This window comes from Cohaesibacter gelatinilyticus, from assembly GCF_900215605.1.
GTDB classification, from domain to species: Bacteria; Pseudomonadota; Alphaproteobacteria; order Rhizobiales; family Cohaesibacteraceae; genus Cohaesibacter; species Cohaesibacter gelatinilyticus.
Genome location: NZ_OBEL01000003.1, coordinates 441456 through 455789 on the forward strand (window position 1 = coordinate 441456; position 14334 = coordinate 455789).

Below are 14334 nucleotides of genomic sequence, written 5' to 3' on the forward strand. Positions count from 1 at the left end.
AAGGGCAAAATCGATGAAACCTGACTCCCGGTCCAGTTCTTTTCGGCTTCTTACCAGCTTTATCGTGCTCGCGATCCTGATCTCTGGAGGAGTGTTTCTCTTTTTCACGCTAGTGAATGTTTTCGGGATCAACAAGGAGTGGCACAGAAAGGTTATCGTACCAACCGCGTCCAAGCTTGGCGAGAATAGCTTTGCACGATTGTTGAACGAGGGAGCGATTTGGGTCGAGCGCTCCAGCCGTGGCGTCCATATCAAACGGGCCTCCTGCAACAGTTATTATAACGAAGTACCGCAGGATGCAGAACTGATTGATGGACCGGCAGGGGAAAGTCGGGCGGCCGCTGTACGTGAGCTATGTCAGGAAGCGGATGGAGAAAGATTACGCAGCTTGATTGATGTTTTTAATGCATCTAACCAGTTGATTGCGATCAGAGACAACAGGGCTATATTCACTGCTTCTCAAGCGCATAACGGAAAGATCAACTGCACGGACAACAGTCAGTTCAATGCCCTCTTTGTCAAGGAGGGGTGCCTGAAAGAGGAATGGGAAGTGTCCGTCAGTGATGTTAATGGCGGCGGTCGTGAATCATTGCCTCGCCACCTGCAGGAAATCAATCAATCTGCCATATCACTGAATACTTTTGCTTTTCTAGCAGATCTTGATAAGCCTTTCATGTCTGACTGGTCTGTCACAAAGCCTTATGTTAGCCAATCTACTGGTGAGGCACCCGATCATTTTCTGCAAACTGAAGTGCTGCTCGACAACGATCCCTGGTTCATCGATCTTATTGGTGAAATCTCTGAGATTGACATTGAAGGCAAGACAATCCAAGCAAAGAATGGGGCTTTTGACGACGCATCCCTCAAGTTCAATGAGAATGTTTTTGTCATCAATGCACAGAAATGGTGTTCCGGCAAAAGGGGGCAAAGAGTCAGTTGCAACAGTTCTGAACTCAACAGCCTTCAAAGTGCAACAACATTGATCATAGAGAGCCCTGCCCGTGGCACATTCAGGATCAAGATCACCACACAGCCGAGCAATGTGACGTTGGTTCCTAGTAGTCGTACCAATGGACTGGAAACATGGAACGAACACAGTCAAAAAATTGGTCGATTACGGCTTAGTTGTTCGCGGAAAGAAAATATTCCGTCAGGTGCCATTTTAAAAGGCGGTGCTCTTGAGCAGAAAAATGGCGCTCCCACTGCCCTTGACGAAACAGGATGTAAGTTTGCTTGGTCAGACATCAAAAAAACTCAAAAGCTCGATAATAGCAATGCCACGAAGCAGAAAATTGGTCCATTGAAACAGGATGGGGTTGAGATCCTGGACAAGGACGGTGTTCTTACACCAACCGCCTTCTCTCTGGGCTTTTCCGATATATTGGGTTTTGGGGTTCATGATGCAGGCTCGTTGTCGGCAGCGCTTGTCGAGGAGCTGTTGCCAAAACCACTGAAGTTGACCATAGAACCCAAGCTGCAAGTGCAGGTGTCATCGATCCTTGCTAAATACATGAAGAGTGGGACCAAATATAAAAACGCAAACGCCGATATCATTTTACTTGATGCTGAAGGTGACGATGCTGGGGACATATTGGCCTTTGCTTCAACGCCTCGTCCCGCAACAGGACTGTCCCATTGGGATCTACTTGCCCTGAACTCGGTCATGCCAGAAAAAGGCCCCTTTGCTGCAAAAGCCTGGCGCGCCCATAACATTGAAGCTACACCGGGCTCAACCTTTAAACTGGTTTCTTCTCTTGCTGGCATACAACATGTGTTGGACAACAACGATAGATGGCTGGAGAAGGCTCTGTTGGGAAAACAATCTTCCAATGATTTGGCAACAAAGCTTGGTCTTTCTCCTGTCAACTGGTCTGATGACAACGTGTGTGTGCTCAAAAGAAGCAGGTCGGGCAAAAGACTGAGGGCAACCGGTAGCAATTCTAATGGTTTGCCGCTTTTCCACCCCAGAGGCTCTATCAAGCCCATTTACTGCATGAAGAACTACTCTAGAAGCACGCCTCTTGCTGGTCATGCCATGTTCGGCAAAACAATGTGCCGTCCTGGCAATTCGGGAAAAGCGATCGGCATGTGTGAAGCGATAATCCATTCTTCCAATCTGTTTTTTGCCGGATTGGCACTAAAAATGGATGGAGACGGATTGCGCAACCCTTCAGGCAAAGGAGAACATTTCGGCAAAGCTCAGTTGAGCAGCATCGCCAAGATGGCGGATCGGTTGTTTTCCAGCTCTGGCACACAAGACAATCCTGCAGGAATTCTGGAAGTCCCGGACCCAGAAGCTGAAGGTGTTCCAAGGGTCCAGGCCAGCAAAATGTGGCTGGCGGTTTCCAATCCAGTTCGGCGGGATGAGCAAGGCAATGTGAAAAATCTTGACCGTAGTCGGCTGTTCCAAATGGCTCAGTCTGGGATTGGCCAGAGTGTGCGGGCAACTCCACTAAACATGGCTTCAGTTGCGGCCTCCATTGCGACCGAACGCGTCGTAAGACCTCGCTTCATAGCGCATGACCTAAGGACAGCCATGGCTCAATCTGGCTCCAATGAGCCGGTTATTCGAGTGCCGGATAATCTAGATGCTCGTTCGAAAGCGGATTGGAACCAGAGATATCATGCCCTTTGGCAGCAATTGCGCAGAGGAATGAATGGTGTTGCCAAGCATGGCACTGCTCAAGGCAAAATCAGGTCTAAGCAGATCCGGGAACACCTATACTCTAAAACCGGAACCGCAACTCTGGTTGAGGGTATTGGAGCTTGGTATGTCGGTTTTCTCGAACCACCGGGTGGGGATTCGAAGATCAATGAGACTATTGCCTTCGCCTGCCGGATATACCCCCTTGATGATGGTGGTGGCGGAACAGATTGTGCGCCATTGATCAATCAAATTCTGACCAGCTTGCACAAAAGGTGGCCAAGATGAGCAAACTGTCCGACATTTGGGCCATTCGGGAGCTGGGTTTTTCATACTGGTTCAATCGCTTGGCTTTATTGATGCAGAGCTTGGGTCCACTATTCATCTGCTGCATCACTCTGTTTTTCATCGTCAATTTTGTTCTGGCCGTCGAGCATGCGAGCCAAAATGCACCACAATTCATGCAATTGGATAAACTCACTTTCTCAGCTAAGCCAGATACCTCCGTTGTTTTGGGACGAAGGGAGCTGGCACAGGATACTGGCACCAAGTCTGCCGAAGATGATCATATACAATTGACATTCAGCCAGTTCGGAGAATGGGAGCTTCAGCGGATAGCTGAAACCAGAAAGCTGGACGTAGGATTTCCCGATGTCTCCATGACTGTCTATTCAGATCGATTTCCCATCCCCTCTTCAGGTTCAGATTCACCCAAGGATGCTAAGAACAAATTGCATATTAAGGCCGGTGAAGCGCACATGACGTTGTTCAGTCAGGATGGAACTGACCTTCACATCTTCATATCGGATGCAGCAGGTCAAGCGGCACACTATATCTTCTCCTATTCAGGTACAGCCACCACTGGTTCTGGTGATGCTCTGCCGCGCTGTGTCGAGTGGGGGGGCTGGACACATCTCCGAAATTGGCTACGCCGGATTACTCGTATACAGCAATTACACGAGTTGGGTTTCTCATTTGGCGTGACGGCAAGAAATATTGCTTATATTGGAGGTTCTAACACCTGCATTCTGAAAGATGGAACTCCCCTGGTCGCATTGCCAGGTGGGGTTGATGACATTGAGTTTGGCATTCGCGCTGGCATGACAGATGGTCTGGCATTCTTGTTTCCCAGAAAAATGCCAGTCAACGCGCCTGTTGCCTATGAAATTGAAGAAAACGGTAGTTTCACTGCTCAGCATAGCGGTTCAAAATATTTCTCATGGCCGGTTTGGAATAGCAACACGAGCAACCAACTTGCTGTCAATAGTTTCACGGTGGGATATACGCTCTACACGATCGAAAGCAATGGCGATAGGGTTTCCGTTTCTCCCTTGTCAAAGGTGCCTCTCACAAGAGCGGCACAATGTGGATCGATTTTTGGTGATGTGTCGCCTCACGGAGCGGATTTAACGTCAGATCAACTACGCTGCCCTGGATCCAGCTTGGAAAGAGGCGTCGCAGTTAGAATGGAGTCAAGAAAGACGCCTCCTGCCCTGAATCGCCTGCTTGTCCCTATCGTATCCAACGACGATTTGGCTGGAGAAGAAAAGGTTTTCTGGACTATTCTGGTTATCACATTTGCAGGCTGGTGGCTGTTCAATCAGTCGGCCAGTGCTGAGCAAATGACACCGAGAAGGCGTCTGCAGCTTGCTTTGCAAGCGATGGCTTTTCTTCTTGTCGCAGGTCCTTACTGGCTGGAACTGATGCCTGGTGAGGTGTACGGTTTTGAAAAACCTGTGCTGATGCTCTATGCAAGTGGTGGTCTGTTGATGCTGGGTACATTGCTACTCTTCATAGATGAAGATTGCAGCATGCTGGGCCAGCTTTTCTGGTTAATTACTCTCAGTTTGGCTCTGGTGGGCGCTCTGTCTCTGTTCACCCTGAGTGCGGAAGGGGCCAACACGGATTGGGAACGCTTTTTTGTCAAGCAGAAATATTTTGTGCTGGACTTGTTACCATTGACCTTCATGACCATTATCGCCACCTCTCCTCTTGCCCTGAGGCGGTCGATAGGGGAAGCCGTTTTGGGGACAGCAGCGTTCATCCGCTTTTCTCTGCTCTTACTCGCGGTGTTCATTGCCTGGGTATTCTTCGGCGACCAGCAAGGACTTGTGGGATTTCAACCCGTTGAACTCGGCAAGTTTTTCGTTGTCCTTGCAATTTCAGGGGTCATTACTCAATGGACCGTTCGTTCTAGGCTGCTTAGCGATGTGGTCTTGCGGGGATCGTGGGTTGCGTTCTTTTCCCTGGCACTTTTTGGCATTGCCATGGCCGCTGTTCCGTATTTTCATTCTGATTATTCGCCGATTGTGATTGTTCTGGCCACGTCAATTTGCGTTGTTGCCTTGCTCTTGCCCAGTATCGTGTCCAGAGGAATTCGCGAACGAAAACATGATGATAAAGAAATTGAAGAAATCCCGCTTCGGTTTCGTCCTAAAAGAGAGGAGAAACTTTGGGGTTTGCACCCATGCGAATTTTTGACCAGTTTACGTCGGCGCATTACTGCATTCTTCTGGCACCCCAAATGTGGGGCTCCAATGCTGTTGGTTTTGGTGATCGCGACGGCTGGCAGCCTGCCCTTTTTGGTTCCACGACTAATTCCTGGTGTTCCGAACTGGGAATGGACAGCGCAGAAGGCTGAAAATCAAATCTCTGCATTGGAGAAAAAACTCGGTGAAGGCAGACGCACGGTTCTTGAGCGTCTCCTCATTTGGGCTGATACTCGGTATGATCGAAGGGTTGGTAGCGAGACAATTCCTTTGAGCTTGAGGGATTTGAACTATCAGGTGCTGCGGTCACGGTCGGCAATTGCTCATTCGCCTTGTTCAATCAGTCCCGAAATGGCCAGCTTGACCTTTCTTGCACCTGAGAGGAGCAGCAGCATATTGGACTATTTTGGCATCTGCACGCCGCATATAGCAGGTACTGAGATCGCCATTTCCAATGATTGCTCCACCAATGATCTGAAAGAACCTGTCGAACCGCATTGCATACCCGTCGTTCAAAGTGATTTTGCAGGTAGCTACCTGATTTCTCGCCACGGTATTGGCACTGCCAGTCTTGTGGCGTTCCTCCAGTTATTGATCCTCGGAATTGCTGGTATCGCCTATTTTCAGATCCAATCGGCCAAGTTGCGGCAGCCTGTCGCTGCTGCGGCCAATGATGCAACAGCAGCACTCATTCTGGGTTCCTGTTTTCTGTTTGTCTTGCAGTGGATTTTGTCCTGGGGAAATGTTTTTGGTCTGTTGCCAATCATGGGACAACCCATGACCTGGACTTCCGCAGCAACCAGTCATCATCTGTTTATGGCACTCCCAGCCAGTGGTGCCATATTTGCGGGCATCCGGGTCGCCCGCATTCGCAGAGAAACGATACCCTTTCGGTATGCACCATGATATCGGTTGAGTATTAAGATTTGCATTGGGAGAAGCAACATTGACGAATAATCACAACCACTTAACGCATCTGAATGAGGGTAGTCCATCTTTACTCCAAATGCTTTCAGAGAAAAAGGCAGCGTTTGCCGCCGCATCCCTTTGTATGCTTTTTGGTGCAGTATTGACGGGCTGGAGTCAGTTCCATGGCTGGCATCAGATCATCCCCGACGAGATCTGGGGACGAGCCATCGCTGCATTCTTTATGCTGGTGTTTGTGGGGTCTTCCTATGCGGTTTCCAAATTGCTGGTATATGGAATACATAAATGGCGCTTTTTGTGGCTTATTCCCTTTGCTGCATTTGCCATCTTCTTCTCTGCATTTTCCTTTGCTTTTTGGTTTGAAAAGATCTCTGAAGGAGAAAAACTCGAGAACCAGGAATTCGTTGGTCTTCTGGGCGACTTCGCGCTGTTCAATCAGGATATCGTCAATCTCTCCAAGAGCAAGTTGGATGCTGATCTGTCTGCACTCAACATCCCGACAAAGCTTGAAGATTTTTCTACACATATTGAACAGCAGATTACAGTTCTGGCCAGTTTGGATTCCGGGCCGAATGATACGAATGCTCTGACAGTTTATTATTCTGGTCAGATCACAGCTATCGAAACGAAGATTTTTGAGAGCAATAAACAAGCTGTGTCGACCTCATCTGAGGTTCTACGAATTCAGCAAATCTACCTACTGAATTCAGGGCACAAGCTGGAAGACCAAATAGGTGCGCTGGAAAACAAAAAAAGTTCTCTGATCACAAACGAGAAAGCCATTGCTGAAAAAGTCAGTCACTTTTCAGCAGCGATGAAACTTGAGAAAGAAGGAACAAGCAAAGAGAAAAAGGGAGAATTTGTTCCCAATCCTGATTTGGCGCGTCGTTTGCTGAAAGAGGCATTTGAACACGACCTGTATCGAGGCATCGTAGAAAATGTCAATAAGAAAGCTTGCGGAGAGTTGACCCCGGAGGTGCAAGAGGGAGAGGCAAAACCTAAAGTCAAGAAACGGAAAGAAGGCGACGGCGCGTGTCACAATGAAATGGAGCGAATACTCGCGGAACTCAAAGAACACCAAACAACGATTACCAATGACATTGGAGCCATTAATCGCGACGTCAAAACACTGCGTGATGCCGTGGCTTATGAAACCAGAGTGTCAAACACTCTTGCAAAGCTGAATGAGGATCTTGAGGAGGCAAAGACGCGTAAAGAGAATTCAGAACAGAATAAAAAACTGGCATCATCTCTCAAGCAGCATTTGGAACGTCTTGACAATGAACCCAGTCTTGACAATCTCAATACCGTTCTGGAGGAGTGCACCACGCAAAAAGCTGCGATAGCTCAGTTGCCACAGGAAGATGCCGACCGTTTCGCTCTTGACTGCTCCGATTTGCGAATGGTCACCCTGTTTGGAGACCAGGAGAAGCTTTTGGCTAGCCACCAGCTTGTCAAGGACCAATGTGAGTCTGAGCAGAACGCCAAGTTGCTCAACAAGCAAGTCAATATCTTGATGGACGGTGAAAGACAGATCTCTGGATTATATAAAACCTCCCTTGAGACACTGAACAAGGATCTTGTGAAACCTTGTATGGACAAGGCTGAAGCCGAAGGCCGCGACATGCTGGACATCCAAAAGGAGGTCACTCTCTTCACCAAGACCAACAGTGGCAATAAACAGGGTTTCACCGCTGCTCTCGATAGGCTTGGTTCGACATTGTTGCTGCAGAAAGAATCGATCTATGTCTTCACTTTTTTTGTCTGTCTCTGTATGGAGTTCTTCTTCTTCTGCGGCAAGTATTTTTGGGATTGGACAGAGAAGAGTGTTGGCTTGATTCGTTTGCAACGGGATTTGCTCAGCAGCGATCACAAGCAGGCTGCCGAGATCATCTTGCGATATATTGAAGATGGGAAAGGCAAGGTCTGGCAAATCAATATCAAGTTTTATGAGAAACTGGTCGTAGAGGAACAGATTTTGAAGGCCAAGACGCTCATCAATGATCTCATTCAGGCAAAACTCGCCTTCCGTTCACGCTCTTCCTATTACTATACGATCACGGAATCGGGATACAATATGCTGAGGAACGCAACAAAAACAGACCAGCCTGAATGGAATACCCAATTTTCAGATTACGACGATGAAGAAGAGTTGTCATCGCATTCAGACAGTCCGGCAGAGCGCCAGGTAAGCGATTATGGTGGTCAGAAAAGCGCCCAGAAAGCCCGAACAACGGGGACGTCATCTGCTGCTCACGGAGAGGACATCCAAGTCGCCCCGCGCCGCTCTTCCCGGCAAAGGAATAGCACTAAACAGGCCAGCCGCCGTCCGAAAGACGATCTTGTTGATGTAGCACATAGTCAGACAAATGGAAACGCATCTCAATCAGACCGGAACAGGGGGAAAACAGGTGTTTCAAGCGGCGATTTCAGATACAGCTATCATGTTGATGAGTTTGATGATTAGCTGCAGTACCGATCGCATTGCATAATCCCGGTGGCGAAACCAGCCCGTCACTGTGATAAGAAGCCGGAGAATCTAACTCCCGGCGGTCTAAACAAGGGGCTCACTGCAATCAACCCACGGATTCTCCCCAAAAATGTTAGATAATTGGGGCGCAGGTCAGCTTCAATCGCAGCCAGAAAAAGTCTAAAATGGTGCGTCAATCGAGGTGAGAGACATCACATAATCCTATAGACAGCTACTTCAGATAGCCTTTTCTAGGCGGAATTGCTGTTTCGGAATGCCTCGATCTCTTTGATCGTTTTATTCGCGTCACGCGGCCAAATGGAAACTAGGCGCATGAGGCGAGGAGAGATCGAAATATCATCTTCCCTTAAGGACGCGACAATGTCGGCAAGCTCATTAAATTTTTCACTTGAGTGGAGAATATGTGCCACATTAATGGCTTTTTGGGATTCATCTGAATTGAGGCTAGTAACCGGATCGCTTGACGCTTGCAAAAGACTCTTGAGAGTGTCATCACTTTGAGTGGCTATTTCATGTGTTGGAGGTGTAACATGATTGATGAACTCTTGCGACAATTGCAAAAGTCGATCAATTTCGTTGCTGTCAGAAGAGACATGTGGGGCTATTCCTTCCTTGATAGTCTTCAGATCAAGAGATCCTATTTCAGGAAACTCCTCTCGTATCTTGTTCATCATCATCAAAAGCATGCTGCGGTTATCTGGATATGACTCAATGCAATCGCTGCACAGCTGCGCGGCCTCAGTCGCCTTCATCTCTTTGAGCTTCTCGACCATCTGCTCAGCCTTTTGTTTCACCGCAGAGATATCGTCAGTGGTTCCGGTTTCATCGGGTTGAGTGTGGCTTAATCGTTGGCTCAGAAACGCGTTAATCTTAGTAATCTTCTCAACATATGTGAAAACGTCCTCTAGTTGGACATGTGTTTCCGTTGAGATCCCCAATACAGACTTAAGTTTTTCAGCGTTTTGATCGTCCATAATCACCTGAGTGATTTGATGGTTATTGCGGTGAGTTTGAATCTTATCGAGTTCGTGCGCAGCCTCCACAATCTTATTCCAGCCGCTTAGATTATTGTCTAGGCTCAGATCATCGCAGATTTGCAATACTCTAGCGACAGATGGTTTGTTTTTGCTCTGCCAGAGAAGAGACAGCAGTTTTAGCTCCGTACGAATATCTTCCCCTTCCTCTAGACCGATCTTCGCTCCTATGGTGCCCAGTACACGATCAACAAAACTTCCAGAGGAGTGAATATTATCTTCATCAATTCTCCAGGCCGTGGCTCCGAAAAGGATATGAGATAGCTGATAGGCGGCAGGATCTTCCTTGAATATATTCCATTCATTTTGCTCAAATCGGGCAGTATCCAGAGCCAATGCGGTAATTCCAAAGAGTGCGGAAAATCCGTCCTCTTCAAACGGATCTGAAATCTCTTTAAGCTTTTCACGAAGAGATGGTGATATTTCAGTGATACTTTCAGCCTGTTTCTGAAGGGTGATGGTCCGCTGAAAGAAGGCCTCGCTCAACTCATCTGAATCTCGGGAATAGGTATTATGTAATTGGTTCAGCGATAAGTCCGGTTTTAACTCAAAGGCAATAAAACCGGCATAGCACTGGTCGTCCACCTGAATGAATCGATCATGCATATCCATAAATATGAAATGATCGCCAATTGAAACCATTCCAACTTGAACATCATATAAATCGCTCTGACTAGAGTCCCTGATGACCCTGATCAACGGGCTATCAAGACCTTCCTCTATGCCAATAAAAATGTGTTCACCATTAAATACCTGCTGAAGCCATTTTCCAAAACTCTCTGCTTCTTGTGCTGTGTTGAATTTGGTACATTTGGTTAACCAGTCAATCACCGAGCGAGAGATCTGATCCTTATGTGATGACTTGAGCAACGGAGAATGATTGGAAGCATTGGCTTTGTTGTTCCATAATTCGGCGATTTTGGCCTGTCGTCGAACATGAATGAGAGACAATCCCTCAAGGGAACAACCTTGCCCTTCAAGCCTAACTCCGAACGGAACATAAAAATGTCTGCTGGCATAATTGGTTCCAAAAACTGCTGGAACCTCAGCAAAGCACTCAATATCCTTTTGCCTGGGGTTTAGACTTCTTGGAACGGAGACCCGAATAGGTGCGAAGTTACTCGGAGGAATAACTATGCTTGGTGCTATGCTCTCGAGTTTCCTGGAGTCGCTTTGGGAGCCGATTTCCAATATGCGCGACCGTGACATCCACGCAAGACCTGGAATATCGGGAATTTTGATTTCGCTTTCCCGTCGATGAAAGCCTGGAATGAATCTGTCTGTGTTGGTCGCATAATCATGTATCAACCCGACGAGCACATAACCAACAGCATCGGTTTTGCCATCAAAATTCTGATCATTGACCAGACGAAAAGCCTTGATCGGAAATGCAGCCTTTTCCTCCAGACGAAGAACTTCGATATACTCGAACTCCCTGTCCATCTTGATGGATAGACAGAAACGATTGCTCTTGATTGTTTCGTAAGCGCCGATCAGCTTTGAGTTGACTTCATGTTGTCCACTCTTGGGCGGGGTATGGCCAAGAACTACAAAGAGCTCACTGGAAGCTGTTTTCCCAATCCCACCAATGGTCAAACGCCTCTCGCCATCCCAAGCGAGCCACAGGTCCTCATCAATTTGCCCATACATGAGTTCATTCCAATTTGAGTCCAAAAAATCAATATGCTACATCTAACAATATTACAAGTTGTACGGTTTTTGATTGGTCTTTTGCAATGAAGGTACAGAAAATTGGCCTTTTTGGCATGCGAAGTTTTGGTAAGACCCACACTTTGCAAAATATAGTCAACTCAGTAAATGAAAAGCGCCATGGTTATCGCCGTGACCAGACGCCGAAGATCAAGGCGAAAGACAAGGAAACACGAGACAGAATAATCAATCACCACAAAGTCAGGTACAAGAACACAAGCGATGCAACTGAATGGCGATTTGAAGTAGACTGGAGCGGTGTTGATGATCCCATGCTGTTGGATGGCTATTCGGAAGCTGATAATCGCTTTGACGTGCACATTCTGGATGTTCCAGGAGAGCTATTTAAGCATTTATATCAGATGTCTGCCAACGATGGGACAGTGAGTAATCCACTTGTCGAGAACGAAGTCGTGACTAAGTTTGGCGAGTGGACAAATGAAATATCTGGTATAGTAATTGTTTTGCGTGGACCGAGCTGGTTCGAAGATAATGCAGGACTGATATTGCTTAACGCCACCGAATATGTGCTGAAACACATTGCTCAGGCTGGAAACGTGAAGCGGATTGTTGTGGCTTTTTCCATGTTTGAGCTTTTCCTGCTAAACTATGGTGGCACTGCGATTGATCTGGCCTGTCGCGATAACTCAGTCAAAAAAATCATGAAGACGCATTTTGAGGAATCCAAAGAGATCCTGCGCCATTTTCGTGATACTGCGGAAGACGAGGATATTGAAATCTGGTTCACGGTTTTTTCCTCATTTGGGTTTGTGCCGGGTATTGGTTGTCCAAATGTCAAGATTGATGAAAATGCGATGCTACACATGACGGAGAATACGACGGAACCGATCACCGATAGGATCTATTATCCCTATTTGGTGGCAGACCCCTTTCTTTTTGCAGCAACTGGCTACAGAACTCCCTTCTTGTTTAGGTTTGACGATATCTTTGAGACCCGCTGAGTTGTCCTATGTTGCCTGCCCAACATAACCCCAAAAAAGATTTGACGAATGACTGCGAAAGAAAAAACCTACTCTGAAAGACAAGAATTCGTTGTTCAGCAAGCGATCATGGGTATGGTTGTGGAAGAAGAAGGAGGAAAGATAATCAGGGATTCTCCTATCGGGATTTTGGTAAAATCGCCCGGATTCGAGGATGTGAAAACTGATATCAAGAAGACAATTTTCGGTTCCAATCCATCAGAATTCTCCATTGATGAAGATATGAGTAGGCATGGGGCCTATATTTTTAGAACCATCCCAGAGGGTCTGCTGGCAGCAAAGGCACGATATCGACCGGAATTGGGAGAGGGGGCTTCCTCTCAGGAATTTGCACTGGCCAAAATATGGTTGCTAGAAGGAGCCAAGACTTGGCGTGACATTCCCCATAGTTTCTTCATGGCCTGTATGACGCATCTGATTGCAGAGCCACCCATTGGAACCGTTCCCTCCAGTTTAGATCCACTAAGAATTCTGCCAAATGAGGAACTCGTTATCGACAAGAATGGTGAAAAAACCAGAGTCATTTTTGACATGGATGATTTCTTTACCGAGTTTCAAACCGACAGTGAACTGCGCGCCATTACCTGTCGCGCATTTCATGCCACGGAGACTGGAGGTCGCATTGATGATATTCCTTTGCTTTCCAGTACGAAAGCCCTGAGATATCCCAGGCGTACACTGGAATGCTTGGAGTTCATTGCCTTCACTCATCGCGATTTAACCCCAGAACGCATGAAATCCGAACATCCGGTTGATGTCTTTATCGGATTGCGTGGTCTTCGTAGCGATACGAATGTCATCGCTTTCAATTTGGCGGCAAATATTCTACAGCTTAACCAACTTTCGTCAGAAGAGCGTAATGTGTTTAACAAACTTAAAAATCGGGTCGAAAATCAGAGAAAGGAGATGCAGTCAACAGAAACAATTGACAACATCCCCTGGCCCGTGGACCGTCATGATAGGGCAATCGGAATTGGGACTCTGGAATTATATATATAGCTAAGTTGTGATGTCTTCCACCTCGATTGAAGCGCTATTTTAGGCTTTTTCTGGCTGCAACTGAAGTTTTTCTCGGAGCACTTCGATTGGTGCTTTTCCTCTAAGCCCCGCGTGAGGTCTGTGGCAGTTGTAAAGACCTCCCATTTCTTCAGTTTCACCTTGATATCGATGTCATCGACACAGCCCACGAGCTGCCAAAATTCCTGCTTGTCGGTTTTATGCGATCTCTCAACCTTGCCATTCAAATGCGGAGATACTGGCTTGTTACAGACATGCCGAATGCCGAGATCCTCACAATTCCAGTGAAACTTGGCCTGGAATTAGTGGCTGTCAATGATCATTCAAAACTGACCCGCCTTCAGCATTTAAAATCGGCTCTGACGCACATTATCTGAAGTTGGTCGTTACCTCACACCGATTAGCCGCGCTTGCAGCAGATCGAGTTTTGCGCGTCCGTACATCTGGCGTTTGATGAGCGTTAGTATCCACGCTTTGGTTTAAACCCCTCGTCTTCAGACGAGATCGCTTCAGCGCGTTGAGAAGAGGGTGACCATACGACAAAGGCAAACACTGCGTTTTCTACCATAGCTATCACTTAGTCTGGTCAACGAAATATCGCTACAAGGTGCTGGTTGGTGATGTACGTTTGCGCGTGAGAGAGATCGTAAGACAGGTTTATTCAGAAAACCGGGTGGAGATCATCAACGGGGTTCTGTCTTGAGACCACAACCATATGTTAGTGTCAGCATCACTAAACCTGTCGGTGAGCGACCTCATGCGTAAGATGAAGGGGCGATCTTCCCACAAGGTGCAATTTGAATTACCGCAGCTTAAAAAGCGCTACCTGGGGGAGGCACTTTTGGGGCCGAGGATATTTTTCGACCACCACTGGCGCCATCACCGAAGATGTCGTACTTGAGTACCTCGATAGGCACGTGCAAAATCCTACCGACATCAGTCGGTAGATGGGATGGTTGCCGTCCTCCCATCGCGGCATCGTAATGTGCCAGCATACGGGTGTTGACGCCTGTAAAATCGA

Annotated in this window: 6 protein-coding genes and 1 pseudogene; 6 read left to right on the top strand and 1 reads right to left on the bottom strand. The window is 47.3% G+C overall.

Going from position 1 to position 14334, the window contains the following annotated elements:
* Window positions 1-13: 13 nt before the first annotated feature.
* Genes CRO57_RS15960 through CRO57_RS15970 form a run of 3 tightly spaced genes read left to right on the top strand, consistent with a single transcriptional unit; the run spans window position 14 to window position 8527 of the window.
* Window positions 14-2932 (top strand): penicillin-binding transpeptidase domain-containing protein, encoded by a 2919-nt coding sequence (locus tag CRO57_RS15960; RefSeq protein ID WP_097154453.1) that lies wholly within the window; start codon window positions 14-16, stop codon window positions 2930-2932.
* On the top strand, window positions 2929-6039 hold the full coding sequence (locus CRO57_RS15965; RefSeq protein ID WP_097154454.1) for an MFS transporter: 3111 nt from the start codon (window positions 2929-2931) through the stop codon (window positions 6037-6039). The genes CRO57_RS15960 and CRO57_RS15965 overlap by 4 nt, the downstream gene beginning before the upstream one ends.
* 25 nt (window positions 6040-6064) lie before the next feature.
* The gene (locus tag CRO57_RS15970; protein WP_141401263.1) at window positions 6065-8527 is read left to right on the top strand and encodes a coiled-coil domain-containing protein; all 2463 of its coding nucleotides are present in this window, start codon (window positions 6065-6067) and stop codon (window positions 8525-8527) included.
* Window positions 8528-8781: 254 nt separating this feature from the next.
* Here CRO57_RS15970 and CRO57_RS15975 read toward each other — a convergent pair whose 3' ends face one another.
* Window positions 8782-11235, bottom strand: coding sequence for a hypothetical protein (locus CRO57_RS15975; protein ID WP_097154456.1), 2454 nt, complete (start codon window positions 11233-11235; stop codon window positions 8782-8784).
* Window positions 11236-11321: 86 nt separating this feature from the next.
* On the opposite strand from CRO57_RS15975, the gene CRO57_RS15980 reads away from it, so the two are divergent.
* The 3 genes and pseudogenes from CRO57_RS15980 to tnpA form a co-directional block, all read left to right on the top strand.
* A complete protein-coding gene (locus CRO57_RS15980) occupies window positions 11322-12257 on the top strand; it encodes a hypothetical protein (protein WP_097154457.1) in 936 nt (311 codons plus the stop codon).
* Window positions 12258-12305: 48 nt separating this feature from the next.
* Window positions 12306-13295 (top strand): hypothetical protein, encoded by a 990-nt coding sequence (locus CRO57_RS15985; RefSeq protein ID WP_097154458.1) that lies wholly within the window; start codon window positions 12306-12308, stop codon window positions 13293-13295.
* 553 nt (window positions 13296-13848) lie between these two features.
* A pseudogene (gene tnpA, locus CRO57_RS15990) lies at window positions 13849-14260 on the top strand (IS200/IS605 family transposase); the annotation flags it as partial.
* Window positions 14261-14334: the final 74 nt, after the last annotated feature.

Coding starts and splice junctions, on each gene's coding strand:
- CRO57_RS15960 (WP_097154453.1), top strand. CDS start 14: ATGAAACCTGACTCCCGGTCCAGTTCTTTTCGGCTTCTTACCAGCTTT.
- CRO57_RS15965 (WP_097154454.1), top strand. CDS start 2,929: ATGAGCAAACTGTCCGACATTTGGGCCATTCGGGAGCTGGGTTTTTCA.
- CRO57_RS15975 (WP_097154456.1), bottom strand. CDS start 11,235: ATGTATGGGCAAATTGATGAGGACCTGTGGCTCGCTTGGGATGGCGAG.
- CRO57_RS15980 (WP_097154457.1), top strand. CDS start 11,322: ATGAAGGTACAGAAAATTGGCCTTTTTGGCATGCGAAGTTTTGGTAAG.
- CRO57_RS15985 (WP_097154458.1), top strand. CDS start 12,306: ATGACTGCGAAAGAAAAAACCTACTCTGAAAGACAAGAATTCGTTGTT.